At 59.7% G+C, this 24,327-nt stretch carries 36 protein-coding genes; 34 read left to right on the top strand and 2 right to left on the bottom strand.

The window, feature by feature from the left end:
• The first annotated feature begins 20 nt into the window (after positions 1-20).
• The 31 genes from tuf (at position 21) to bfr (ending at position 18,052) form a co-directional block, all read left to right on the top strand.
• Positions 21-1,214, top strand: coding sequence for an elongation factor Tu (gene tuf / locus VC352_RS15095; RefSeq protein WP_322980350.1), 1,194 nt, complete (start codon positions 21-23; stop codon positions 1,212-1,214).
• Between the two features lie 155 nt (positions 1,215-1,369).
• Positions 1,370-1,681 (top strand): 30S ribosomal protein S10, encoded by a 312-nt coding sequence (gene rpsJ, locus VC352_RS15090; RefSeq protein ID WP_003243886.1) that lies wholly within the window; start codon positions 1,370-1,372, stop codon positions 1,679-1,681.
• Positions 1,682-1,764: 83 nt separating this feature from the next.
• On the top strand, positions 1,765-2,394 hold the full coding sequence (gene rplC / locus VC352_RS15085; protein ID WP_179574589.1) for a 50S ribosomal protein L3: 630 nt from the start codon (positions 1,765-1,767) through the stop codon (positions 2,392-2,394).
• 14 nt (positions 2,395-2,408) lie between these two features.
• Positions 2,409-3,011 carry a 50S ribosomal protein L4 gene (gene rplD, locus VC352_RS15080; protein WP_159973771.1) on the top strand — a complete coding sequence of 201 codons (603 nt, stop codon included), beginning with the start codon at positions 2,409-2,411 and terminating at the stop codon, positions 3,009-3,011.
• A complete protein-coding gene (rplW, locus tag VC352_RS15075; protein ID WP_021444331.1) occupies positions 3,008-3,307 on the top strand; it encodes a 50S ribosomal protein L23 in 300 nt (99 codons plus the stop codon). The genes rplD and rplW overlap by 4 nt, the downstream gene beginning before the upstream one ends.
• A gap of 14 nt (positions 3,308-3,321) precedes the next feature.
• Positions 3,322-4,146: a 50S ribosomal protein L2 gene (rplB, locus tag VC352_RS15070; RefSeq protein WP_322980349.1), complete on the top strand. Its 825-nt coding sequence runs from the start codon at positions 3,322-3,324 to the stop codon at positions 4,144-4,146.
• Positions 4,147-4,162: 16 nt separating this feature from the next.
• Positions 4,163-4,438 (top strand): 30S ribosomal protein S19, encoded by a 276-nt coding sequence (gene rpsS / locus VC352_RS15065; RefSeq protein WP_003243896.1) that lies wholly within the window; start codon positions 4,163-4,165, stop codon positions 4,436-4,438.
• Positions 4,439-4,449: 11 nt separating this feature from the next.
• On the top strand, positions 4,450-4,782 hold the full coding sequence (gene rplV, locus VC352_RS15060) for a 50S ribosomal protein L22 (RefSeq protein WP_003103908.1): 333 nt from the start codon (positions 4,450-4,452) through the stop codon (positions 4,780-4,782).
• Positions 4,783-4,795: 13 nt separating this feature from the next.
• Positions 4,796-5,482 carry a 30S ribosomal protein S3 gene (gene rpsC, locus VC352_RS15055; protein WP_322980348.1) on the top strand — a complete coding sequence of 229 codons (687 nt, stop codon included), beginning with the start codon at positions 4,796-4,798 and terminating at the stop codon, positions 5,480-5,482.
• Positions 5,483-5,494: 12 nt separating this feature from the next.
• On the top strand, positions 5,495-5,908 hold the full coding sequence (rplP, locus tag VC352_RS15050; RefSeq protein ID WP_003243901.1) for a 50S ribosomal protein L16: 414 nt from the start codon (positions 5,495-5,497) through the stop codon (positions 5,906-5,908).
• Positions 5,908-6,099: a 50S ribosomal protein L29 gene (gene rpmC / locus VC352_RS15045; protein ID WP_003243902.1), complete on the top strand. Its 192-nt coding sequence runs from the start codon at positions 5,908-5,910 to the stop codon at positions 6,097-6,099. The genes rplP and rpmC overlap by 1 nt, the downstream gene beginning before the upstream one ends.
• 2 nt (positions 6,100-6,101) lie before the next feature.
• Positions 6,102-6,368, top strand: a complete 267-nt coding sequence (rpsQ, locus tag VC352_RS15040; protein WP_159973766.1) for a 30S ribosomal protein S17 — start codon at positions 6,102-6,104, stop codon at positions 6,366-6,368.
• 23 nt (positions 6,369-6,391) lie between these two features.
• Complete coding sequence (gene rplN, locus VC352_RS15035; RefSeq protein ID WP_003243907.1) at positions 6,392-6,760, top strand: 50S ribosomal protein L14; 369 nt, start codon at positions 6,392-6,394, stop codon at positions 6,758-6,760.
• Positions 6,761-6,771: 11 nt separating this feature from the next.
• Positions 6,772-7,086 carry a 50S ribosomal protein L24 gene (gene rplX, locus VC352_RS15030; RefSeq protein ID WP_003463290.1) on the top strand — a complete coding sequence of 105 codons (315 nt, stop codon included), beginning with the start codon at positions 6,772-6,774 and terminating at the stop codon, positions 7,084-7,086.
• A gap of 19 nt (positions 7,087-7,105) precedes the next feature.
• The gene (gene rplE, locus VC352_RS15025; protein WP_003243911.1) at positions 7,106-7,645 is read left to right on the top strand and encodes a 50S ribosomal protein L5; all 540 of its coding nucleotides are present in this window, start codon (positions 7,106-7,108) and stop codon (positions 7,643-7,645) included.
• Positions 7,646-7,660: 15 nt separating this feature from the next.
• A complete protein-coding gene (rpsN, locus tag VC352_RS15020; RefSeq protein ID WP_003463288.1) occupies positions 7,661-7,966 on the top strand; it encodes a 30S ribosomal protein S14 in 306 nt (101 codons plus the stop codon).
• A 186-nt stretch (positions 7,967-8,152) separates the two neighbouring features.
• Positions 8,153-8,545 carry a 30S ribosomal protein S8 gene (gene rpsH / locus VC352_RS15015; protein WP_003243915.1) on the top strand — a complete coding sequence of 131 codons (393 nt, stop codon included), beginning with the start codon at positions 8,153-8,155 and terminating at the stop codon, positions 8,543-8,545.
• A gap of 13 nt (positions 8,546-8,558) precedes the next feature.
• Complete coding sequence (gene rplF, locus VC352_RS15010; protein ID WP_197855601.1) at positions 8,559-9,092, top strand: 50S ribosomal protein L6; 534 nt, start codon at positions 8,559-8,561, stop codon at positions 9,090-9,092.
• A gap of 11 nt (positions 9,093-9,103) precedes the next feature.
• Positions 9,104-9,454: a 50S ribosomal protein L18 gene (rplR, locus tag VC352_RS15005; protein WP_268181169.1), complete on the top strand. Its 351-nt coding sequence runs from the start codon at positions 9,104-9,106 to the stop codon at positions 9,452-9,454.
• Between the two features lie 3 nt (positions 9,455-9,457).
• The gene (rpsE, locus tag VC352_RS15000) at positions 9,458-9,958 is read left to right on the top strand and encodes a 30S ribosomal protein S5 (RefSeq protein WP_268181171.1); all 501 of its coding nucleotides are present in this window, start codon (positions 9,458-9,460) and stop codon (positions 9,956-9,958) included.
• Between the two features lie 2 nt (positions 9,959-9,960).
• The gene (gene rpmD / locus VC352_RS14995) at positions 9,961-10,140 is read left to right on the top strand and encodes a 50S ribosomal protein L30 (RefSeq protein ID WP_159973761.1); all 180 of its coding nucleotides are present in this window, start codon (positions 9,961-9,963) and stop codon (positions 10,138-10,140) included.
• Between the two features lie 2 nt (positions 10,141-10,142).
• Positions 10,143-10,574, top strand: coding sequence for a 50S ribosomal protein L15 (gene rplO / locus VC352_RS14990; protein ID WP_017675610.1), 432 nt, complete (start codon positions 10,143-10,145; stop codon positions 10,572-10,574).
• Complete coding sequence (gene secY / locus VC352_RS14985; protein ID WP_322980347.1) at positions 10,575-11,903, top strand: preprotein translocase subunit SecY; 1,329 nt, start codon at positions 10,575-10,577, stop codon at positions 11,901-11,903.
• Positions 11,904-11,931: 28 nt separating this feature from the next.
• Positions 11,932-12,048 carry a 50S ribosomal protein L36 gene (gene rpmJ, locus VC352_RS14980; protein ID WP_011531897.1) on the top strand — a complete coding sequence of 39 codons (117 nt, stop codon included), beginning with the start codon at positions 11,932-11,934 and terminating at the stop codon, positions 12,046-12,048.
• 133 nt (positions 12,049-12,181) lie between these two features.
• Positions 12,182-12,538, top strand: coding sequence for a 30S ribosomal protein S13 (gene rpsM, locus VC352_RS14975; protein WP_003463275.1), 357 nt, complete (start codon positions 12,182-12,184; stop codon positions 12,536-12,538).
• A 30-nt stretch (positions 12,539-12,568) separates the two neighbouring features.
• Positions 12,569-12,958 (top strand): 30S ribosomal protein S11, encoded by a 390-nt coding sequence (rpsK, locus tag VC352_RS14970; protein WP_003243933.1) that lies wholly within the window; start codon positions 12,569-12,571, stop codon positions 12,956-12,958.
• Positions 12,959-12,975: 17 nt separating this feature from the next.
• Complete coding sequence (rpsD, locus tag VC352_RS14965) at positions 12,976-13,596, top strand: 30S ribosomal protein S4 (RefSeq protein WP_322980346.1); 621 nt, start codon at positions 12,976-12,978, stop codon at positions 13,594-13,596.
• 22 nt (positions 13,597-13,618) lie between these two features.
• Complete coding sequence (locus VC352_RS14960) at positions 13,619-14,620, top strand: DNA-directed RNA polymerase subunit alpha (protein ID WP_159973757.1); 1,002 nt, start codon at positions 13,619-13,621, stop codon at positions 14,618-14,620.
• 44 nt (positions 14,621-14,664) lie between these two features.
• Positions 14,665-15,051 carry a 50S ribosomal protein L17 gene (gene rplQ / locus VC352_RS14955; protein WP_003243945.1) on the top strand — a complete coding sequence of 129 codons (387 nt, stop codon included), beginning with the start codon at positions 14,665-14,667 and terminating at the stop codon, positions 15,049-15,051.
• Positions 15,052-15,301: 250 nt separating this feature from the next.
• Positions 15,302-17,452 (top strand): catalase/peroxidase HPI, encoded by a 2,151-nt coding sequence (gene katG, locus VC352_RS14950; RefSeq protein ID WP_322980345.1) that lies wholly within the window; start codon positions 15,302-15,304, stop codon positions 17,450-17,452.
• Between the two features lie 135 nt (positions 17,453-17,587).
• Positions 17,588-18,052 (top strand): bacterioferritin, encoded by a 465-nt coding sequence (gene bfr / locus VC352_RS14945; protein WP_322980344.1) that lies wholly within the window; start codon positions 17,588-17,590, stop codon positions 18,050-18,052.
• A gap of 46 nt (positions 18,053-18,098) precedes the next feature.
• On the opposite strand, the gene uvrA is transcribed toward bfr, so the two are convergent.
• A complete protein-coding gene (gene uvrA / locus VC352_RS14940; RefSeq protein WP_322980343.1) occupies positions 18,099-20,933 on the bottom strand; it encodes an excinuclease ABC subunit UvrA in 2,835 nt (944 codons plus the stop codon).
• 291 nt (positions 20,934-21,224) lie between these two features.
• On the opposite strand from uvrA, the gene VC352_RS14935 reads away from it, so the two are divergent.
• Entirely contained in the window at positions 21,225-22,619 is a 1,395-nt protein-coding gene (locus tag VC352_RS14935; RefSeq protein WP_322980342.1) for an MFS transporter, read from the top strand.
• Positions 22,620-22,631: 12 nt separating this feature from the next.
• Entirely contained in the window at positions 22,632-23,132 is a 501-nt protein-coding gene (gene ssb / locus VC352_RS14930) for a single-stranded DNA-binding protein (RefSeq protein ID WP_159973752.1), read from the top strand.
• A gap of 53 nt (positions 23,133-23,185) precedes the next feature.
• On the opposite strand, the gene gstA is transcribed toward ssb, so the two are convergent.
• Positions 23,186-23,791, bottom strand: a complete 606-nt coding sequence (gene gstA / locus VC352_RS14925; protein ID WP_322980341.1) for a glutathione transferase GstA — start codon at positions 23,789-23,791, stop codon at positions 23,186-23,188.
• A 105-nt stretch (positions 23,792-23,896) separates the two neighbouring features.
• Between gstA and VC352_RS14920 the strand changes: the two genes are divergently transcribed.
• Positions 23,897-24,310, top strand: coding sequence for a helix-turn-helix domain-containing protein (locus tag VC352_RS14920; RefSeq protein ID WP_322980340.1), 414 nt, complete (start codon positions 23,897-23,899; stop codon positions 24,308-24,310).
• The last annotated feature ends 17 nt before the right edge of the window (positions 24,311-24,327 follow it).

The following is a 24,327-nucleotide window of genomic DNA, read 5'->3' as shown; positions in this document are numbered from 1 at the left end:
TAAGTAAGAGGTTTACTGTCGTGGCTAAGGAAAAATTCGAACGTAACAAACCGCACGTCAACGTTGGCACCATCGGTCACGTTGACCACGGTAAAACCACTCTGACCGCTGCTCTGACTCGCGTCTGCTCCGAAGTATTCGGTTCCGCTCGCGTTGACTTCGACAAGATCGACAGCGCACCGGAAGAGAAGGCTCGTGGTATCACCATCAACACTGCCCACGTAGAGTACGATTCCAACATTCGTCACTACGCGCACGTTGACTGCCCGGGTCACGCCGACTACGTGAAGAACATGATCACCGGTGCTGCCCAGATGGACGGCGCGATCCTGGTCTGCTCGGCTGCCGACGGCCCGATGCCGCAAACCCGTGAGCACATCCTGCTGTCCCGTCAGGTTGGCGTACCGTACATCGTTGTCTTCCTGAACAAGGCTGACATGGTTGACGACGCTGAACTGCTGGAACTGGTCGAGATGGAAGTTCGCGACCTGCTGAGCACCTACGATTTCCCGGGTGACGACACTCCGATCATCATCGGCTCCGCGCTGATGGCTCTGAACGGCCAAGACGACAACGAGATGGGCACCACTGCCGTCAAGAAACTCGTCGAGACTCTGGATACCTACATCCCTGAGCCGGTTCGTGCCATCGATCGTCCGTTCCTGATGCCGATCGAAGACGTATTCTCGATCTCCGGCCGCGGTACTGTAGTTACCGGTCGTGTAGAGCGCGGTATCGTCAAGATCCAGGAAGAAATCGAAATCGTTGGTCTGCGTCCGACCACCAAGACCACCTGCACCGGCGTTGAGATGTTCCGCAAGCTGCTGGACGAAGGTCGTGCTGGCGAGAACTGCGGCGTGCTGCTGCGCGGCACCAAGCGTGATGAAGTCGAGCGTGGTCAGGTTCTGGCCAAGCCGGGCACCATCAAGCCGCACACCAAGTTCGAAGCTGAAGTGTACGTTCTGTCCAAAGAAGAAGGTGGTCGTCACACCCCGTTCTTCAAGGGCTACCGTCCGCAGTTCTACTTCCGTACCACTGACGTGACCGGTTCGTGCGAACTGCCGGAAGGCGTTGAGATGGTAATGCCGGGCGACAACATCAAAATGGTTGTCACCCTGATCAAGCCGATCGCCATGGAAGACGGCCTGCGCTTCGCAATTCGCGAAGGCGGTCGTACCGTTGGCGCTGGCGTGGTTGCCAAGATCGTCGAGTAATCGCTGATCTGCTGCAAAGAAAGGGGCCCTTCGGGGCCCTTTTCTTTTGAACTGGTTAAAAGTTGACACCCCCAGGGGGCATCCGTACAATTGCGCCTCCCTTGAGCGGGCGTAGTCCGTCTGTGGGGATTAGCAGCTTGGAATCTGAGGTCAAAATGCAAAACCAACAAATCCGTATTCGGTTGAAGGCTTTTGACCATCGCCTGATCGATCAATCTACCCAGGAAATCGTGGAAACCGCGAAACGTACTGGTGCTCAGGTGCGTGGTCCGATTCCTCTGCCTACTCGTAAGGAGCGGTACACCGTTCTGATCTCTCCGCACGTCAACAAAGACGCGCGCGATCAGTACGAAATCCGCACTCATAAGCGTGTTCTGGACATCGTCCAGCCGACGGATAAAACCGTTGATGCGCTGATGAAGCTCGACCTTGCGGCAGGCGTGGAAGTGCAGATCAGCCTCGGCTAAAACCTGGCGGTTTTAGTCGTGTAACGCTCTGAAATGGGCGGCCATAGCGGGTGAAAGCCCCGTACACTCATGAGGTTTACAACATGACTATTGGTGTAGTCGGTCGTAAGTGCGGCATGACCCGCATTTTCACCGAAGAAGGTGTCTCCATTCCGGTCACGGTCATTGAGATCGAGCCGAATCGCGTCACCCAGTTCAAAAACGAGGAGTCCGATGGCTACCGTGCAGTGCAGGTCACTGTAGGTGAGCGTCGTGCCTCTCGCGTAAGCAAGGCTCAGGCCGGTCACTTCGCCAAGGCGAACGTCGCGGCAGGTCGTACCGTTCTGGAGTTCCGTCTTGAAGATGGCGACTACCAGGCTGGCGATCTGATCAACGCTGAAATTTTCCAAGCTGGTCAACTGGTGGATGTCACCGGTCAGTCCAAAGGTAAAGGCTTCGCCGGTACCATTAAGCGTTGGAACTTCCGCGGCCAAGACAATACTCACGGCAACTCCGTGTCCCACCGTGTTCCGGGTTCCATTGGCCAGTGCCAGACCCCGGGTCGCGTATTCAAGGGCAAGAAGATGTCCGGTCACCTGGGTGCCGAGCGCGTTACCGTTCAGTCCCTGGAAGTCGTACGCGTAGACGCCGAGCGTAACCTGCTGCTGGTCAAGGGTGCCGTTCCTGGCGCTACTGGCGGCGACGTTATCGTTCGTCCGGCTGTCAAGGCGTAAGGGGAGAATCTGAGATGCAATTGAATGTAAATGGCGCTCAGGCGATCGAAGTGTCCGATGCGACCTTCGGTGGCGAGTTCAACGAGACCCTGGTTCACCAAGCAGTCGTAGCCTACATGGCTGGCGGCCGTCAGGGCACCAAAGGCCAGAAGTCCCGTTCCGACGTTTCCGGTGGCGGCAAGCGCCCGTGGCGTCAGAAGGGCACCGGTCGTGCTCGTGCTGGTACCACTCGTGGTCCGATCTGGCGTGGCGGTGGTGTGACCTTCGCAGCGTCCACCCGCAATCATGACCAGAAGCTGAACAAGAAGATGTATCGCGCAGCTCTGCGCTCCATCCTTGCTGAGCTGGTTCGTACTGACCGTCTGGTCGTGGTCGAAGACTTCGCTGTCGAAGCTCCGAAAACCAAGGCTCTGCTGTCCAAGCTGAACGGTCTGGGTCTGAACGATGTACTGATCGTATCCGATGCGGTCGACGAGAACCTGTACCTGGCTGCCCGTAACCTGCCGCACGTTGATGTTCGTGACGTCCAGGGTTCCGATCCGGTCAGCCTGATCGCGTACGAAAAAGTGCTGGTCACTGTTTCGGCCGTGAAGAAATTCGAGGAGCTGCTGGGATGAACCAGGAACGCGTATTCAAAGTGCTGCTTGGCCCGCACATCTCCGAGAAGGCCACGGTTCTGGCTGACAAGCAAGGTCAGTTCGTTTTCAAGGTCGCTACCGATGCGACCAAGCTGGAAATCAAGAAGGCCGTCGAAAGCCTGTTCAGCGTGAAGGTTGAGCGCGTGACTACTCAGAACGTTCTGGGTAAGAGCAAGCGCACTGCTCGCGGTCTGGGCAAGCGTAACGACTGGAAGAAGGCAGTTATCTCCCTTCAGCCGGGCCAAGATCTCGATTTCACCAGCAGTGCTGAGTAAGGAAGGGGTGCATCATGGCAATCGTTAAATGCAAACCGACTTCCGCTGGCCGCCGTTTTGTGGTCAAGGTGGTCAATCAGGAGCTGCACAAAGGCGCTCCGTACGCTCCGCTGCTCGAGAAGAAGTCGAAGTCCGGTGGTCGTAACAACAACGGCCGTATCACTACCCGTCATATCGGTGGTGGTCACAAGCAGCATTACCGTCTGGTCGACTTCCGTCGTAACGACAAAGATGGCATCCCTGCCACTGTCGAGCGCGTGGAATACGATCCGAACCGTACTGCGCACATCGCTCTGCTGAAGTACGCCGACGGTGAGCGTCGCTACATCATCGCGCCGAAAGGTGTGGTAGCTGGTGATCAGCTGATCGCGGGCATCATGGCTCCGATCAAGCCGGGCAACAGCCTGCAGCTGCGCAACATTCCGGTGGGTTCGACCGTTCACGGTATCGAGCTGAAGCCGGGCAAGGGTGCTCAGATCGCTCGTTCCGCTGGTGCTTCCGCTCAGCTGATCGCTCGTGAAGGTGCCTACGTGACCCTGCGTCTGCGCTCCGGCGAGATGCGTAAAGTCCTGGCCGAGTGCCGTGCGACCCTGGGCGAAGTCTCGAACTCCGAGCACAGCCTGCGTTCGCTGGGTAAAGCCGGTGCCAAACGCTGGCGTGGCGTTCGCCCGACCGTTCGTGGTGTTGCCATGAACCCGGTTGATCACCCGCACGGTGGTGGTGAAGGTCGTACCTCCGGTGGTCGTCATCCGGTGTCGCCATGGGGCTTCCCGACCAAGGGCGCGAAGACCCGTGCTAACAAGCGCACCGACAACATGATCGTCCGTCGTCGCAAGTAAATAGAGGGATACGACAGTGCCACGTTCTCTGAAAAAAGGTCCTTTTATCGATCTTCACCTACTGAAGAAGGTCGAAGCGGCGGTGGAAAAGAACGATCGCAAGCCGGTTAAAACCTGGTCGCGTCGCTCCATGATCCTGCCGCAGATGGTCGGTCTGACCATCGCTGTGCATAACGGTCGTCAGCATGTCCCAGTTCTCGTGAACGAAGACATGGTCGGCCACAAACTGGGCGAATTTGCCGGCACTCGTACCTATCGTGGTCACGTTGCCGACAAGAAAGGCAAGCGTTAAGGGGTTTGGAAATGGAAGTAGCCGCTAAGTTGTCGGGCGCTCGCATCTCCGCCCAGAAAGCTCGCCTGGTCGCCGACCAGATCCGCGGGAAGAAGGTGGGCGAAGCGCTCAACCTGCTGGCTTTCAGCAGCAAGAAAGCCGCCGAGATCATGAAGAAAGTGCTGGAGTCGGCCGTTGCCAACGCCGAGCACAACGAAGGCGCGGACGTTGATGACCTGAAGGTCAGCACCGTTTTCGTCAACGAAGGGCGTTCGCTTAAGCGCATCATGCCGCGTGCCAAAGGCCGTGCTGATCGCATCGTCAAGCGGTCTTGCCATATCACTGTCAAGGTTGCGGACAAGTAACGGAGTCGATCAGATGGGTCAGAAAGTACATCCCGTTGGCATCCGCCTGGGAATCGTCAAGGATCACACTTCGGTCTGGTACGCAGATGGTCGCAATTACGCCGACTACCTGAACGCCGACCTGAAGGTTCGTGCATACCTGCAAGACAAACTAAAAAGCGCGTCCGTTAGCCGTATCGACATCGCTCGTCCGGCTCAAACCGCACGCATCACCATCCACACCGCTCGTCCCGGCATTGTGATCGGCAAGAAAGGTGAAGATGTTGAGAAGCTGCGTCAGGACCTGACCAAGCAAATGGGTGTGCCGGTGCACATCAACATCGAAGAGATCCGCAAGCCGGAGCTCGACGGTATGCTGGTTGCGCAGAGCGTAGCTCAGCAGCTGGAGCGTCGCGTTATGTTCCGTCGCGCCATGAAGCGCGCTGTACAGAACGCCATGCGCATTGGTGCCAAAGGCATCAAGATCCAGGTGAGCGGTCGTCTTGGCGGCGCTGAAATTGCCCGTACCGAGTGGTATCGCGAAGGTCGTGTGCCCCTGCACACCCTGCGTGCCGATATCGATTACGCCACCTACGAAGCGCACACCACTTACGGTGTGATCGGCGTCAAGGTTTGGATCTTCAAGGGTGAGGTCATTGGTGGCCGCGCTGAAGAGCTGAAGCCGCAAGCGCCCGCTCCTCGTAAAGCTGCTAAGAAATAAGGAGTACGCATCATGTTGCAACCAAAGCGTACGAAGTTCCGCAAGCAGATGACCGGCCACAACCGTGGTCTGGCTCAGCGCGGTAGTAAAGTCAGCTTCGGCGAGTTCGCGCTGAAGTCTGTTGCCCGCGGTCGTCTCACCGCTCGTCAGATCGAGTCCGCTCGTCGTGCTCTGACCCGTCACGTTAAGCGTGGCGGCAAGATCTGGATCCGCGTCTTCCCGGACAAGCCGGTTACCAAGAAGCCTCTCGAGGTGCGTATGGGTAAAGGTAAGGGTGGCGTTGAATACTGGGTAGCCCAGATCCAGCCAGGCAAAGTCCTGTACGAGATCGAAGGCGTATCCGAAGAGCTGGCGCGCGAGGCTTTCGCCCTGGCTGCTGCAAAGCTGCCGCTCGCCACCACCTTTGTTAAGCGGACGGTGATGTGATGAAAGCGACCGAACTTCGTGAAAAAAGCGCACAGCAGCTGAACGAGCAACTGCTCGAGCTGCTGCGCGACCAGTTCAATCTGCGTATGCAGAAGGCGACTGGCCAGCTGGGGCAGTCTCACCTGCTCTCGCAAGTGAAGCGCGACATCGCTCGCGTCAAGACTGTCCTCAGCCAGCAGGCAGGTAAGTGATCATGGCCGAAGTTGAAAAAGCAGTCCGTACGCTGACCGGCCGTGTTGTCAGCGACAAGATGGACAAGACCATCACCGTTCTGATCGAGCGTCGCGTCAAGCACCCGATCTACGGTAAATACGTCAAGCGTTCGACCAAGCTGCACGCTCACGACGAAAACAATCAGTGCAAGATCGGCGACTTCGTCTCCATTCGCGAGACCCGCCCGCAGTCCAAGACCAAGTCCTGGGCCCTGGTTGAAGTCGTTGAACGCGCAGTCGAAGTCTAAGGGCTAGGGGTCGGAGAAATTTTATGATTCAGACTCAATCCATGCTCGATGTGGCTGACAACAGTGGTGCACGTCGCGTGATGTGCATCAAGGTGCTGGGCGGCTCGCATCGTCGCTACGCCGGCATCGGCGACATCATCAAGGTCACCGTCAAGGAAGCAATTCCGCGCGGCAAAGTGAAGAAAGGTCAGGTCATGACCGCAGTGGTCGTTCGTACCCGTCACGGCGTTCGCCGTGCCGACGGTTCGATCATCCGCTTCGACGGCAACGCTGCTGTTCTGCTGAACAACAAGCAAGAGCCGATCGGGACTCGTATTTTTGGCCCGGTGACCCGTGAACTTCGTTCCGAGAAGTTCATGAAGATCGTCTCGCTCGCCCCTGAAGTGCTTTAAGGAGATCCGACATGCAAAAGATTCGTCGTGACGACGAGATCATCGTGATCGCCGGTAAAGACAAAGGTAAGCGCGGTAAGGTGCTCAAGGTTCTCGCTGACGACCGTCTGGTCGTCGGTGGCATCAACCTGGTCAAGCGTCATACCAAGCCGAACCCGATGTCGGGCGTTCAAGGCGGTATCGTCGAGAAAGAAGCGCCGCTGCACGCTTCCAACGTTGCCATCTTCAACTCTGAAACCAACAAGGCTGACCGCGTTGGCTTCAAGGTCGAAGACGGCAAGAAAATTCGTGTCTTCAAGTCCACCCAAAAGCCGGTTGGCGCTTGAGAATCATAGGTAGAACACCATGGCACGACTGAAAGAGATTTACCGGAAGGAAATCGCGCCCAAGCTGAAGGAAGAACTGAAGCTGGCGAACGTGATGGAAGTTCCGCGCATCACCAAAATCACCCTGAACATGGGCCTGGGCGAAGCGATCGGTGACAAGAAAGTCATCGAGAACGCTGTTGCCGACCTCGAGAAGATCACCGGTCAGAAAGTCGTCGTGACTCATGCCCGCAAGTCGATCGCTGGTTTCAAGGTTCGTGAAGGTTGGCCGATTGGCGTCAAGGTCACTCTGCGTCGCGAGCGTATGTACGAGTTCCTGGATCGTCTGCTGTCCATCTCCCTGCCGCGCGTGCGTGACTTCCGCGGCCTGAATGCCAAGTCCTTCGACGGTCGTGGCAACTACAGCATGGGCGTGAAAGAGCAGATCATCTTCCCGGAAATCGATTACGACAAAATCGATGCACTGCGTGGTCTGGACATCACCCTGACTACCACTGCCCGTAACGATGATGAAGGCCGCGCTCTGCTGCGTGCTTTCAACTTCCCGTTCCGCAACTGATCGGAGTCCTGGACAATGGCCAAGACAAGCATGAAGAACCGTGAGCTGAAGCGTCAGCAAACGGTTGCCAAGTACGCCAAGAAGCGTGCCGAGCTGAAAGCCACCATCGCTAATCCGAACACCAGTCCGGAAGCGCGTTGGGAAGCCCAGGTCGCTCTGCAGAAGCAACCACGTGACGCCAGCGCTTCGCGCCTGCGTAACCGTTGCCGCATCACCGGCCGTCCGCACGGCGTTTACCGCAAGTTCGGTCTGTCGCGTAACAAGCTGCGCGAAGCCGCCATGCGCGGTGACGTACCGGGCCTGGTGAAAGCCAGCTGGTAAGAAGCAAAGCGAAGCCGGCCTAGTGCCGGCTTTGTCTTTTCCTGAACAAGCCCCTTTTGGGGCTTGATTCATTTTTGATCGGTCTCTAGAATGGCCGGCTCTCCTGAGCCTGGCATTTTGGTGTCGAGCTTTTGGAAGATCCCACAGCCTTCGGGCTGTTTTATTTGTATCAGGAGCGTCTAGCCCATGAGTATGCAGGACCCGTTAGCGGACATGCTAACTCGTATCCGTAATGCCCAGATGGCTGAAAAGTCCGTCGTAAGCATGCCGTCTTCCACTCTGAAGGTGGCTGTAGCCAAGGTTCTGAAGGACGAAGGTTACATTGCGGGTTACGAAGTCAATGGCGAAGCCAAGCCGCAGTTGTCCATCGAGCTGAAGTACTTCGAAGGCCGTCCGGTCATCGAGGAAGTCAAGCGCGTGAGCCGTCCCGGCCTTCGTCAATACAAATCCGTCGATGACCTGCCGAAGGTTCGCGGCGGTCTCGGTGTTTCCATCGTCTCCACCAACAAAGGTGTGATGACGGATCGCGCTGCGCGCGCTGCCGGTGTCGGCGGCGAAGTGCTCTGCACCGTGTTCTAAGGGGGGGATAAGCATGTCTCGCGTTGCTAAGAACCCCGTTGTGCTGCCTGCCGGTGTCGAGGTCAAGCTCGCCGGTCAGCAGCTTTCGGTGAAGGGTGCCAAGGGCGCTCTGGAACTGAACGTTCACTCGTCCGTGGAAGTGATCCAGGAAGGCTCCGAGCTGCGTTTCGCTGCTCGCAATGGCGATCAGCAGAACCGCGCCATGGCCGGTACTACTCGTGCCCTGGTCAACAACATGGTCATCGGTGTTAGCCAAGGCTTCGAGCGTAAACTGCAACTGGTCGGCGTGGGCTACAAAGCTCAGGCCAAAGGTCAGGTGCTGAACCTCGCGCTGGGCTTCTCCCACCCGATCGACTACGAACTGCCGGAAGGCGTCGTGGCCGAAACCCCGAACCAGACTGAGATCCTGATCAAAGGGATCGACAAGCAGCTGGTGGGTCAGGTGGCTGCGGAAATCCGTGATTTCCGTCGTCCTGAGCCGTACAAGGGCAAGGGTGTTCGTTACGCGGACGAAGTTGTCCGTCGTAAAGAAGCCAAGAAGAAGTAAGGGGCTGAGATATGAACGAGAAAAAAGTTACTCGTCTGCGTCGCGCTCGCAAAGCACGCCTGAAAATGCACGAGCTCGAAGCTGTGCGTCTGTGCGTGTACCGCTCCTCGCAGCACATCTATGCCCAGGTCATCTCGGCCGACGGCAGCAAGGTCCTGGCCAGCGCCTCGACTTTGGACAAAGCACTGCGCGACGGCGCCACTGGCAACGTCGACGCCGCCAAGAAAGTTGGTCAGCTGGTAGCCGAGCGTGCGAAAGCCGCTGGTGTGACCCAGGTTGCATTCGACCGTTCTGGCTTCAAGTACCACGGTCGCGTCAAGGCGCTGGCCGATGCTGCTCGTGAAGGCGGGCTGGAGTTCTAAGTTATGGCAAATAACGACCAAAAGCGCGACGAAGGCTACATCGAGAAGCTGGTTCAGGTGAACCGCGTTGCCAAGACCGTTAAAGGCGGCCGTATCTTCACCTTCACCGCGCTGACCGTGGTAGGTGATGGCAAGGGTCGCGTCGGTTTCGGCCGTGGCAAGTCCCGTGAAGTACCGGCTGCCATCCAGAAGGCGATGGAAGCTGCTCGTCGCAACATGATCCAGGTTGATCTGAACGGCACCACTCTGCAGTACCCGGTCAAGTCCGCTCATGGCGCCTCCAAGGTGTACATGCAGCCGGCATCCGAAGGTACCGGCATCATCGCCGGCGGCGCCATGCGTGCCGTGCTGGAAGTGGCTGGCGTGCAGAACGTTCTGGCCAAGTGCTACGGCTCCACTAACCCGGTGAACGTGGTGCATGCCACTTTCGAAGGTCTGAAGGCCATGCAGTCCCCTGCGTCCGTTGCGGCCAAGCGTGGCAAGAGCGTCGAGGAGATTCTCTAACCATGGCTAACACCGTCAAAGTGACTCTGATCAAGAGCACCAATGGCCGTCTGGCCAATCACAAAGCTTGCGTCAAGGGCCTGGGCCTGCGTCGCATTGGTCACACCGTCGAAGTTCAGGACACTCCTGAAAACCGCGGCATGATCAACAAGGCTTACTACCTGCTGAAGGTGGAGGGTTAATCATGCAACTGAACGATCTGCGTTCCGCGCCGGGTGCCCGTCGCGAAAAGCACCGTCCGGGCCGTGGCATCGGTAGCGGTCTGGGCAAGACCGGTGGCCGTGGCCACAAGGGTCAGACCTCCCGCTCCGGTGGCTCCATCGCTCCGGGCTTCGAGGGTGGTCAACAGCCGTTGCACCGCCGTCTGCCGAAGTTCGGCTTCGTTTCCCTGAAAGCTATGGATCGTGCGGAAGTTCGCACCTCCGAGCTGAACAAGGTCGAAGGCGTCGTAACTCTGCAGGCTCTGAAGGATGCCAATCTGGTTGGCCATCACGTACAGCGTGTGAAAGTCATGCTGTCCGGCGAGGTTACCCGTGCGGTCACCCTGAAAGGTATCGCAGCCACCAAAGGTGCGCGTGCGGCTATCGAAGCAGCTGGCGGTAAGTTCGAGGACTAAATGGCTAAGCAAGGTGCTCTCTCTGCGTTGGCAGGTGGCGGGTTGTCCGAACTCTGGGCTCGTCTGCGTTTTCTGTTCCTGGCGATCATCGTCTATCGGATAGGCGCACACATCCCGGTGCCCGGCATCAACCCGGACCGCCTGGCGGACTTGTTCCGCCAGAATGAGGGGACCATTCTTAGCTTGTTCAACATGTTTTCCGGCGGCGCGCTGGAGCGGATGAGCATCTTTGCACTGGGGATCATGCCGTACATCTCGGCATCGATCATCATGCAGCTGATGACCGCCGTCAGCCCGCAGCTGGAGCAGTTGAAGAAGGAAGGTGAAGCTGGCCGTCGCAAGATCAGCCAGTACACCCGCTACGGCACTCTCGTCCTGGCATTGGTTCAGGCCACCGGCATGTCCGTGGGTCTGGCCAGTCAGGGCGTCGCGTTCTCGGTCGGTTTCGGTTTCCACTTCGTGGCGGTCACCACTTTCGTGGCGGGCGCGATGTTCATGATGTGGTTGGGCGAGCAGATCACTGAGCGTGGTGTCGGCAACGGTATCTCGATGCTGATTTTTGCTGGCATCGTGGCCGGTCTGCCGAGGGCGATTGGGCAGTCTTTCGAGTCTGCTCGTCAGGGCGATATCAACATCTTTGCTCTGGTTGCCATCGGTTTGCTGGCGGTAGCGATCATCGGTTTCGTGGTGTTCATTGAGCGTGGTCAGCGTCGCATTGCGGTGCACTACGCCAAGCGTCAGCAGGGCCGCAAGGTCTTCGCTGCGCAGACCAGCCACTTGCCGTTGAAGGTGAACATGGCGGGCGTCATTCCGGCCATTTTCGCCAGCAGCCTTCTGCTGTTCCCGGCCTCGCTGGGTTCCTGGTTCGGTCAGTCCGAAGGTCTGGGCTGGCTGCAGGACATTGCGCAGGCGATCGCTCCCGGTCAGCCGTTGAATATCTTGCTGTTTAGTGCAGGGATCATTTTCTTCTGCTTCTTCTACACGGCGCTGATGTTCAACCCGAAAGACGTAGCGGAAAACCTGAAGAAGTCCGGTGCCTTTATTCCGGGTATCCGTCCGGGCGAGCAGTCGGCGCGCTATATCGATGGCGTACTGACCCGCTTGACCATGTTCGGTGCTCTGTACATGACGGCCGTGTGCCTGTTGCCCCAGTTCCTGGTGGTGGCGGCCAACGTTCCGTTCTACCTTGGCGGGACCTCGTTGCTGATCGTGGTCGTGGTTGTCATGGACTTCATGTCCCAAGTGCAATCGCACCTCGTATCTCACCAGTACGATTCCCTGATGAAGAAAGCCAACCTGAAGGGCTATGGCAGCGGCATGCTCCGCTGATCCACCCGTAAGGTTCGAGGAGTTGGTAATGAAAGTTCGTGCATCGGTGAAAAAGCTGTGCCGTAACTGCAAAATTATCCGTCGCGAAGGTATCGTGCGGGTGATCTGCAGCGCAGAGCCGCGTCACAAGCAGCGCCAAGGCTGAGTGTGAACCACGCGTGATAAGCCCGGCAGCTAGTGCGCTGCCGGGTTGATTATTTGTTTTTACAGCGTTAATATCTCGCGCCCTATTTCTTGGCTTCCGGGGCGTAGGTAGCTGTCAATTGGAGTTCCACTGAATGGCCCGTATTGCAGGCGTTAACATTCCGGATAACAAGCACACTGTTATCTCGTTGACCTACATCTTCGGTGTTGGTCGCACTACTGCACAGAAAATCTGTGCCGCTACCGGTGTAAACCCGGCTGCGAAAATCAAGGATCTGACTGACGAGCAGATCGAGCAACTGCGTGGCGAAGTAGCCAAGGTGAATACCGAAGGCGACCTGCGTCGTGAAGTGAATATGAAGATCAAACGCTTGATGGATCTGGGCTGCTACCGTGGCCTGCGTCATCGTAAAGGTCTGCCGGTTCGCGGTCAGCGCACCAAGACCAACGCTCGCACCCGTAAGGGCCCGCGTAAGCCGATCCGCAAGTAATCGCATTCGCGAATCGACAGGAATTTAGTCATGGCAAAACCTGCTGCTCGTACTCGTAAAAAAGTCAAAAAGACGGTGGTGGACGGTATCGCCCACATCCACGCGTCTTTCAACAACACCATCGTGACCATTACCGACCGTCAGGGCAATGCTCTGTCCTGGGCTACCTCTGGTGGTTCGGGCTTCCGCGGCTCGCGTAAGTCCACTCCGTTCGCTGCCCAGATCGCCGCTGAGCGCGCTGGTCAAGCCGCTCTGGAGTATGGCCTGAAGAACCTCGACGTGAACGTCAAGGGCCCGGGTCCTGGTCGCGAATCCGCTGTGCGTGCTCTGAACGCCTGCGGCTACAAAATCGCCAGCATCACCGACGTGACGCCTATCCCGCACAACGGGTGCCGTCCGCCGAAGAAGCGTCGCGTGTAAACAGGAGACAGTGAGAAATGGCTCGTTACATTGGTCCCAAGTGCAAACTGTCTCGCCGTGAAGGCACCGATCTCTTCCTGAAGAGTGGTGCTCGCGCGCTGGAATCCAAGTGCAACATCGAATCCGCTCCCGGCATCCACGGTCAGCGTCGCGGTCGTCAATCCGACTACGGCACCCAGCTGCGTGAGAAGCAGAAAGTTCGTCGTATCTACGGCGTTCTGGAGCGTCAGTTCAGCGGTTACTACAAGCAAGCTGCCAGCCAGAAGGGCGCCACCGGCGAAAACCTGCTGCAACTGCTGGAGTGCCGTCTGGATAACGTGGTTTACCGTATGGGCTTTGGTGCCACTCGTGCCGAATCCCGTCAGCTGGTTTCGCACAAAGCCATCAGCGTCAACGGTCAGACCGTAAACGTACCGTCCTACCAGGTTAAGGCTGGCGACGTCGTTGCTGTTCGCGAGAAGTCGCGCAACCAGCTGCGCATCGCTCAGGCTCTCGAGCTTTGCGCCCAGCGCGGCCGCGTTGAGTGGGTAGAAGTAGACGCCGAGAAGAAGTCGGGTGTGTTCAAGAACGTCCCGGCTCGTAGCGATCTGTCCGCTGACATCAACGAGAGCCTGATTGTCGAGCTCTACTCCAAGTAAGGGCTAGAAAATAGGTGCATCCATGCAGATTTCGGTAAATGAGTTCCTGACCCCCCGCCACATTGATGTGCAGGAGGTCAGTCCGACCCGCGCCAAGATCACCCTCGAGCCTCTCGAGCGTGGTTTCGGCCATACCCTGGGCAACGCGCTGCGTCGCATCCTGTTGTCCTCCATGCCTGGCTGTGCAGTAGTCGAGGCCGAGATCGATGGCGTACTCCATGAGTACTCCGCGATCGAAGGTGTTCAGGAAGATGTCATCGAGATCCTCCTGAACCTGAAAGGTCTGGCCATCAAGCTGCACGGTCGTGACGAAGTGACCCTGACTCTGTCCAAGAAGGGCCCGGGCGTCGTTACCGCTGCCGATATTCAGCTGGATCACGATGTCGAAATCGTCAACGGCGACCACGTAATCGCCAACCTGGCCGACAATGGCGCGCTCAACATGAAGCTCACCGTGGCCCGTGGCCGCGGCTATGAGCCGGCTGATGCGCGTCAGAGCGACGAAGACGAGAGCCGCAGCATTGGTCGCTTGCAGCTCGATGCTTCGTTCAGCCCAGTTCGCCGGGTTGCCTACGTGGTGGAGAACGCCCGCGTCGAGCAGCGTACCAACCTGGACAAGCTGGTTCTCGATCTGGAGACCAATGGCACCCTCGATCCTGAAGAGGCCATCCGTCGTGCCGCGACCATCCTGCAACAGCAGCTGGCCGCGTTCGTGGATCTCAAAGGTGACAGCGAGCCGGTCGTGGTCGAGCAGGAAGACGAGATCGATCCGATCCTGCTGCGCCCGGTCGATGACCTGGAGCTGACTGTTCGTTCGGCCAACTGCCTGAAGGCGGAGAACATCTACTACATCGGCGATCTGATTCAGCGCACCGAAGTAGAGCTGTTGAAAACTCCGAACCTGGGCAAGAAGTCCCTGACCGAAATCAAGGACGTTCTGGCTTCTCGTGGTCTGTCCCTCGGTATGCGCCTCGATAACTGGCCGCCGGCAAGTCTGAAGAAAGACGACAAGGCGACTGCCTGATCGTCATCATCACCGAACGAACAAGTTTGGTAAGGAATTGAACCATGCGTCATCGTAAAAGTGGCCGTCACCTCAGCCGCACCAGCGCTCACCGCAAGGCCATGTTCCAGAACATGGCGGTCTCGCTGTTCGAGCACGAGCTGATCAAAACTACCCTGCCGAAAGCCAAGGAACTGCGTCGCGTTGCCGAGCCGCTGATCACCCTGGCCAAGGAAGACAGCGTTGCTAACCGTCGTCTGGCCTTCGACCGTACCCGTTCGAAAGCCATCGTTGGCAAACTGTTCAACGATCTGGGCAAGCGCTACGCCACCCGTAACGGCGGCTACCTGCGCATCCTCAAGTGCGGTTTCCGCGCTGGCGACAACGCTCCGATGGCTTACGTTGAACTGGTCGACCGTCCGGTCGGCGGTTCGGTAGAAGCTGCCGAGTAAGTTGCTGGTTGTACGAAGAACCGGGCCTAGTGCCCGGTTTTTTGTTGCCTGAAATTTGCCGATGCGATTGCTGCTGCCGGTGTATATGCCGGCAGGCTCTGGCTTCGGCATGAAGTCTGGGCTCACGAAAGAAATTTACTATCGAGCCGTTACGCTTGATGAATTGGTTCGCTAAGCGAAGCGCGTCTAGGCTTGTCCCATCGTTGGTCGCACAAGCTGCGACTGACCCGATGAGGAGAAGGAGAGAAGCATGTCGAACCAAGGTAAATGTCCGTTCAATCACGTCGCGGGTGGCGGTACGACCAACAAGGATTGGTGGCCGAATCAGTTGCGTGTCGATTTGCTCAATCAGCACTCGGATCGATCCAATCCGTTGGGCGAGAAGTTCAACTACGCCGAAGCCTTCAAGAAGCTCGACTACAAGGCGCTCAAGGCCGACCTGGTCAAGCTGATGACCGATAGCCAGGACTGGTGGCCGGCAGACTTCGGCCACTACGGCCCGCAGTTCATCCGTATGGCCTGGCACTCCGCCGGCACCTATCGCACCACTGATGGCCGTGGCGGTGGTGGTCGTGGCCAGCAGCGCTTCGCGCCGCTCAACTCCTGGCCGGATAACGTCAATATCGATAAGTCGCGTCGCCTGCTGTGGCCGATCAAGCAGAAGTATGGCCAGTCGATCTCCTGGGCTGACCTGTACATTCTCGCCGGTAACGTTGCGCTGGAGTCCATGGGCTTCCGTACCTTCGGTTTCGCGGGTGGCCGTGAGGACGTGTGGGAACCGGATCAGGACGTCAACTGGGGTGCCGAAGTCGCCTGGCTGGGTGTCGATCCCAAGCGTGTGGACGACAAGCGAGAGCTGTCCGCGCCTTTCGGTGCCACTCACATGGGCCTTATCTATGTAAACCCGGAAGGCCCGAATGCCAGTGGTGACTACATGGAGGCGGCTAAGGACATTCGCGCCACCTTTTACCGTATGGCCATGGACGACGAGGAAATCGTCGCGCTGATCGCCGGTGGCCACACCTTTGGCAAGGCGCATGGTGCAGCGCCAGAATCGCACAAGGGCCCGGAACCTGAAGCCGCGCCGATCGAAGCGCAGGGCCTGGGGTGGAACAGCAACTTTGGTAGTGGCTTTGGCAAGGACACTGTCTCCAGTGGTCTGGAAGTGACCTGGACGAAGACGCCGGCACAGTGGAGCAACAACTTCTTCGAGAACCTGTTCGGTTTCGAGTGGGAGCTGACCAAGTCCCCGGCCGGTGCCAAGCAGTGGGTGGCCAAAGATGCGCCGGATATCATTCCGGACGCCCATGTGCCGGGCAAATTCCACAAGCCGACCATGCTCACCACTGACCTGACCATGCGCTTCGATCCGGAGTTCGGCAAAATCTCCAAACGCTTCCATGATGATCCGCAGGCCTTTGCCGATGCATTCGCTCGCGCCTGGTACAAGCTGACGCATCGCGATATGGGGCCGAAGGCGCGTTACCTGGGCCCGGAAGTGCCGCAAGAAGACCTGATCTGGCAAGACCCGTTGCCGGCGGCTACGCACAATCCGAGTGCTGCCGATATCGCTGACCTGAAGGCGAAGATCGCCGCTTCCGGCTTGTCTGTCGGTGATCTGGTGTCAGTGGCCTGGGCTTCGGCCTCCACCTTCCGTGGTGGTGACAAGCGTGGTGGTGCCAACGGTGCGCGTCTGGCTCTGGCGCCGCAGAAGGATTGGGCCGTCAACCAACGGGCGATCAAGGTGCTGCCGACGTTGGTGGCGATCCAGCAGGCCTCCGGCAAGGCGTCGCTGGCCGATGTGATCGTGTTGGCCGGTAATGTCGGTGTCGAACTGGCAGCCAAAGCTGCTGGTGTGGCGGTGGACGTGCCGTTCGCTGCTGGCCGCGTCGATGCACGTCAGGATCAGACCGACGTGGAGTCCTTCGATGTGCTGGAGCCGGTTGCCGATGGCTTCCGCAACTACAGCAAGGGCAACCTGGGCGTGCCGACCGAAGCGATGCTGGTCGACAAGGCGCAGATGCTGACCCTGACTGCGCCAGAGCTGACCGCGCTGGTGGGTGGTCTGCGTGTGCTGGGCGCCAACCATGATGGCAGCCAGCATGGCGTGTTCACCAGCCAGGTCGGCGTGCTGTCCAACGACTTCTTCGTCAACCTGCTGGATATGGGAACCGAGTGGAAGGCTACCGATAGCTCCAGCGAGTTGTTCGAAGGGCGTGACCGCAAGACTGGCGCAGTGAAGCACACCGCGACGCGCAACGACCTGGTATTCGGCTCCAACGCGATCCTGCGTGCCTATGCCGAGGTATATGCCAGTGCTGATGGCAAGGAAAAGCTGGTCAAGGACTTCGTCGCCGCCTGGGACAAGGTGATGAACCTGGATCGTTTCGATCTGGCCTGAAACTGAGCCGCGCACCTCGGGTGCGTCAGTGAACCGCAACGCCTCCTTCGTGGAGGCGTTGTGCTTTTGCTTGACCGATTCCGGCGTGAGGCGGAGCATTACAGCCTGCTCATGAATGCAACAAGGATCGCCGGCATGAAAGGCCATACCGAAGTCATCGATTACCTCAAACACCTGCTCAAGGGTGAACTGGCCGCCCGCGACCAGTATTTCATCCACTCGCGGCTCTATGAGGATTGGGGCTTCAGCAAGCTCTACGAGCGCATCAATCACGAGATGGAAGAAGAAACCGAGCACGCCGATGCGTTGCTCAAGCGCATCATCTTCCTCGAAGGCGTGCCGGACATGGCGCCCAATGCCTTCAAATTCGGCCAGACCGTGCCCGAGGCGCTGAAGCTGGATCTGGCGCTGGAGTACGAAGTGCGCGCGGCCCTGAGCAAGGGCATCGAGCTCTGCGAGAAGCATCAGGACTACCAGAGCCGTGACATCCTCCTCGCTCAGTTGAAGGATACCGAGGAAGACCACGCCTACTGGCTGGAGATTCAGTTGCAGCTGATCGACAAGCTGGGGCTGGAGAAGTACCTGCAGAGTCAGATGTGAGCTGACCTGCCAAAAAAGAGCCCCGCATGTGCGGGGCTCTTTCGTTTCAGGCGCGGTCGCGTTCCAGCAACGGCTTGAGGAAGTGCCCGGTGTGCGACGCCGGGTTGGCCGCCACCTCTTCCGGCGTACCGGTGGCGATGATCATGCCGCCCTTGGAGCCGCCTTCCGGGCCAAGATCCACCAGCCAGTCGGCGGTTTTGATCACGTCCAGGTTGTGCTCGATCACCACCACGGTGTTGCCGTGGTCGCGCAGGCGGTGCAGCACGTCGAGCAGTTGCTGGATATCGGCGAAGTGCAGGCCAGTGGTTGGTTCATCGAGGATGTACAGGGTCTTGCCGGTGTCGCGCTTGCTCAGCTCGCGACTGAGCTTGACGCGCTGCGCCTCACCGCCGGACAACGTCGTCGCGCTCTGCCCCAGCTTGATATAGGACAGGCCGACATCCATCAGCGTCTGCAGTTTGCGCGCGATGGCCGGCACGGCATCGAAGAAGGCGCGGGCGTCTTCGATGGTCATGTCGAGCACCTCGGTGATGCTCTTGCCCTTGTACTTCACTTCCAGGGTTTCGCGGTTGTAGCGCTTGCCCTTGCACACATCGCAGGGCACGTAGATGTCCGGCAAAAAGTGCATCTCGACCTTGATCACGCCGTCGCCCTGGCAGGCCTCGCAGCGTCCGCCCTTGACGTTGAAGCTGAAACGGCCCGGCCCGTAGCCGCGCGAGCGAGACTCCGGCACGCCGGCGAACAGCTCGCGGATCGGCGTGAACAGGCCGGTGTAGGTGGCCGGGTTGGAGCGTGGCGTGCGGCCGATCGGGCTTTGATCGATGTCCACCACCTTGTCCAGGTGCTGCAGGCCGTCGAACGAGTCGTGCGCTGCCGCTTCCAGGGTGGTGGCACCGTTGAGCGCGGTGGCGGTGATCGGGAACAGGGTGTTGTTGATCAGCGTCGACTTGCCCGAGCCGGAGACGCCGGTGATGCAGGTAAGCAGACCGACCGGGATCTCCAGGTCGACATTGCGCAGGTTATTGCCGCGCGCACCTTTGAGCTTCAGCGACTTCTTCTTGTCGCGCGGAGTGCGTGTGGCCGGGTACTGGATCTTCTTGCGCCCGGACAGGTAGCTGCCGGTCAAGGACTGCGGGTCGGCCATCACCTCGTCCGGTGTGCCCTGGGAGACGATCTGCCCGCCGTGTACGCCAGCGCCGGGACCGATATCCACCACATAGTCGGCCAGGCGAATGGCGTCCTCGTCATGCTCGACCACGATCACCGTGTTGCCCAGGTTGCGCAGGTGGGTGAGGGTGCCCAGCAGGCGCTCGTTGTCGCGCTGATGCAGGCCGATGGATGGCTCGTCGAGGATGTACATGACGCCAACCAGGCCAGCCCCGATCTGGCTGGCCAGACGGATGCGCTGCGCCTCACCGCCGGACAGGGTGTCGGCGCTGCGGTCGAGGGTCAGGTAGTCGAGGCCGACGTTGACCAGGAACTGCAAGCGCTCGCGAATTTCCTTGAGGATCTTCTCGGCAATCTCGCCGCGCCGGCCGGTCAGGTGCAGTTCGCCGAAGTAGTCGCAGGCATCGCCCACCGGCAGGCCGGTGACCGCCGGCAGGGTCTTCTCGCCGACCCAGACGTGCCGTGCTTCACGGCGCAGGCGGGTGCCACGGCAATCGGGGCAGGGCTGCGTGCTGAGGAACTTGGCCAGTTCCTCGCGCACGCTGGTCGACTCGGTTTCGCGGTAGCGACGCTCGAGATTGGGCACGATGCCCTCGAACGGGTGCGAGCGTTTGACGATGTCGCCACGATCATTGAGGTACTTGAAGTCGACGTTCTGCGTGCCGCTGCCGAACAGGATGACCTTCTGGTGCTCGGCGGCCAGCTCGTCGAACGGCACTTCCAGGCTGAAGCCATAGTGGCTGGCCAGTGAGCCGAGCATCTGGAAGTAGTAGACGTTGCGTCGATCCCAGCCGCGAATGGCTCCCTCGGCCAGGGTCAGTTCGCCGTTGACCAGGCGCTTGACGTCGAAGAACTGCTTCACGCCCAGGCCGTCGCAGGTCGGGCAGGCGCCGGCCGGGTTGTTGAAGGAGAACAGCTTGGGCTCCAGCTCGCTGATCGAGTGGCCGCAGTGCGGGCAGGCGAAGCGCGCGGAGAAGATGATCTCGTTGCCTTCCTCATCGTCCATCGGCGCCACCAGGGCGATACCGTCGGCCAGGCTGAGGGCGGTCTCGAAGGACTCGGCCAGGCGCTGCTGCAGGTCTTCGCGCACCTTGAAGCGATCCACCACCACATCGATGCTGTGCTTCTTCTGCTTGTCCAGCTTGGGCAGCTCGTCCAGCTCATACAGCTTGCCGTTGACCCGAGCGCGGACGAAGCCCTGCGCGCGCAGCTCCTCGAACACCGACAGGTGCTCGCCCTTGCGCTCGCGGATGACCGGGGCGAGCAGCATCAGCTTGCGCCCTTCCGGCAGGGCCAGCACCTGATCGACCATCTGGCTGACGGTCTGCGCTTCCAGTGGCACGTCGTGATCCGGGCAGCGCGGTGTGCCGACGCGGGCATAGAGCAGGCGCAGGTAGTCGTAGATCTCGGTGATGGTGCCGACGGTCGAGCGCGGGTTGTGCGAGGTGGATTTCTGTTCGATGGAAATCGCTGGGGAAAGCCCCTCGATGGTGTCGACGTCGGGCTTTTCCATCATCGACAGAAACTGCCGGGCATAGGCCGACAGCGATTCGACGTAACGGCGCTGTCCTTCTGCATAGAGCGTGTCGAAGGCCAGCGACGACTTGCCGGAGCCGGACAGGCCGGTGATCACGATCAGCTTGTCGCGTGGCAGGGTCAGGTCGATGTTCTTGAGGTTATGGGTGCGGGCGCCACGAATCAGAATCTTGTCCACGGAAAAACCTCTAAAAGCGGTTTGCATTGCCGTCGCTTCGCTGCAAGTCTGGGCGTCGTCCTTGAGTGTTTCTGCGTTGCTCTGGAGCAGCGGCCTGAGGCCGTCGCGTGAGCATGCGCTGCTTGCTTCGACGGTCTCGCCAGAATGTTCAGGCTGCGAGCCTTGGCTGCGCCCGGCGAGCGGAAAACGGTCGAGTATAGAGGTAGGTGGCGCCCTGCGGCAAAGTGCGTGCCTGTATCGGCGCTGTGAGGGCTGCTAGAATCCGCGGCTGATTTTCATGGGGCATTTTTCATGCACGATTCCCATAGCGACCGCATGAGTGGCAGCGAGACGCGCGCTGCCGGTGGTCTGGCCTTGGTGTTCGCCTTCCGCATGCTGGGCATGTTCATGGTGTTGCCGGTACTGGCCACCTATGGCATGGATCTGGCCGGCAGCACCCCGGCACTGATCGGTCTGGCCATCGGCGCCTACGGCCTGACCCAGGCCGTGCTGCAGATTCCCTTCGGCATCATCAGCGACCGCATCGGCCGACGACCGGTAATCTATGTCGGGCTGCTGATCTTCGTCGCCGGCAGCGTGCTGGCGGCCAATGCCGACTCGATCTGGGGCGTGATCGCCGGGCGGGTGTTGCAGGGCGCCGGTGCCATCTCAGCGGCCGTGATGGCGCTGCTGTCGGATCTGACCCGTGAACAGCACCGCACCAAGGCCATGGCCATGATCGGCATGAGCATTGGCCTGTCGTTCGCCGTGGCCATGGTGGTCGGCCCGCTGCTGACGCGCGCGTTTGGCCTCTCGGGCCTGTTCTGGGCCACAGCCGGTATGGCATTGCTCGGTATCCTCATCGTCGCAGGCATCGTGCCGCGCAGTGACGGCCCTCTGCAGCACCGCGAATCCGGTGTGGCGGCGCAGGCGCTGTGGCCGACTCTGCGGCATGCCGACCTGCTACGCCTGGATTTCGCCATCCTGGCGCTGCACGCCGTGCTCATGGCCAGTTTCGTGGCCTTGCCACTGGCGCTGGTGGAGCAGGGCGGTCTGCCCAAGGAGCAGCATTGGTGGGTCTATCTCACCGCGCTGCTGGTAGGCTTCTTCGGCATGGTGCCGTTCATCATCTACGGCGAGAAGAAACGCCAGATGAAGCGCGTGCTGCAGGGGGCGGTGGCGGTGCTGCTGGCTTGCGAGCTGTATTTCGTCATGCTGGGCCACAGTCTGCGGATGCTGGTGGTGGGCATCGTGGTGTTCTTCACTGCCTTCAACCTGCTCGAAGCCTCGCTGCCGTCGCTGGTCAGCAAGGTGGCGCCGGCCGGTGGCAAGGGCACGGCGATGGGCGTCTACTCCACCAGCCAGTTCCTCGGCGCCGCTTTGGGTGGCATCCTTGGCGGCTGGTTGTACCAGCATGTCGGTCTGAACGGTGTGTTCATCGGTTGCGCCCTGCTCTGTGCGATTTGGCTGGCCATTGCTGTTACTATGCGCGAACCGCCGTATGTCACCAGCCTGCGCCTGCCGCTCGATGCTGCGGCACTGGCCGATGTCGGACTGGTCGAACGCCTGAAGGCGACGCCGGGTGTGGCGGACGCCATCGTGGTGGTCGATGAAGCGGCCATCTATATCAAAGTGGATACCCAACAATTGGATCGCACGTCCCTGGAGCGCCTGATCACGGCAGCACCGGCGGCGTGCCAAGCCTAGTAGGAGAACGTTATGGCCCGTGGGGTTAACAAAGTCATTCTGGTGGGTAACGTCGGTGGCGACCCGGAAACTCGCTACATGCCCAACGGCAACGCCGTGACCAACATCACCCTGGCCACCTCCGAGAGCTGGAAGGACAAGCAGACCGGTCAGCAGCAGGAACGTACCGAATGGCACCGCGTGGTGTTCTTCGGGCGTCTGGCGGAAATCGCCGGTGAATACCTGCGCAAGGGCTCGCAGGTGTATGTCGAAGGCAGCCTGCGCACGCGCAAGTGGCAGGGCCAGGATGGTCAGGATCGTTACACCACCGAGATCGTGGTGGACATCAACGGCCAGATGCAACTGCTCGGTGGCCGTCCGGGGGGCGATGAAGGCGGTGCGCCGCGTCAGTCGCGTCCGGCGCCGCAGCGTGAGCCGCAACAGTCGGCCCCGCGTCAGGAGCGCCCGGCGCCGCAACAATCTCAGCAGCCGGCACCGGACTACGACAGCTTCGACGACGATATTCCGTTCTAAGCGATCGAGCCGATACGAAAACCCCGAGCTAGCTCGGGGTTTTCTTTTTAGCCTCAGATCAGGCCTTCGGCCTTCAGTGCTTCGACCACTTTCGGGCGGGCGCCAATGCGGGCTCGGTATGCCTGCAGGCTCGGCCACGGGTCGAGGGAGAAACCGACCAGGCCGGCCCAGCCAAGCACGGTGAACAGGTAGCCATCGGCCACGCTGAAGCGATCACCAAGCAGGTACTCGCGCTCGCCGAGTTCACCAACCAGCCAGTCCAGGCGCTTGCTCAGCAGGGCCTGCGCCGCCGCTTTCCAGTCCTGGCTCTGCGCCGGGTTGAACAGGCTGCCCATGGGTTTGTGCAGTTCGCTGGAGATATAGCTCAGCAAGCTTTGCAGTTCGTAGCGGGCCTCGCTGCCATTGGCCGGGGCCAGGCCGCTCTCGGGCTTGAGGTCGGCGATGTATTGGACGATGGCCGCGCCTTCGGTCAGCACCTTGCCGTTGTCCAGTACCAGCGCAGGGATATAGCCCTTGCCGTTGATCTGGGTGAAGTCGGCGCCCGAGGCGGTACGCTTGGTCTGCAGATCGACGGCTTCCATCTCGAATTCGATTCCGGCTTCGCGCAGGGCGATATGCGGCGAGAGCGAGCAGGCGCCGGCTTTGTAGTACAGCTTCATGCGAGATTCCTTGAGTGCGTGGGTGGAGGATGGACGCGAAAGAGCTTACTCTTTGCTTTCATTTCGACAAGTACCCACCTTTTGGTAAGTATTGGAGCCGTTTCGATGTCCGATGACGCTTGCCCTGGCAATGTATTCAGCGGCGTTTGCCCTGCGCGCCATATTCTCGCGGTGATTGCCGACAAGTGGTCGCTGCTGCTGATTCACGCGTTGGCGCATGGGGGCACCTTGCGCACCGCCGAGTTGCGCCGCCGTGTCGAGGGCATTTCGGAAAAGATGCTGATCCAGACGATTCGCCGCCTCGAACGTTTCGGCCTGGTTTCCAGACAGGCTTACGCTGAAGTGCCGCCACGGGTGGAATATTCGCTGACGCCGCTGGGCCATTCGCTCAGCGAGCCGATTCGCGCCATCGACCACTGGATCGAGTGCAACGTCGCCAGGATAGCTCAGGCGCAGCAGGCCTTCGATCAGGCCGGCGAAGCTGCCGTCGATCCAGGGCAACGCGCGATTGCAGGGTGACGCCACCCGGTAAAACC

The sequence above is a fragment of the Pseudomonas sp. C11 genome, assembly GCF_034683865.1.
In the GTDB taxonomy this organism is placed as follows: Bacteria; Pseudomonadota; Gammaproteobacteria; order Pseudomonadales; family Pseudomonadaceae; genus Aquipseudomonas.
The sequence above is the reverse complement of the archived record's forward strand: the minus strand, read 5'-3'. Positions and strand labels throughout refer to the sequence as shown.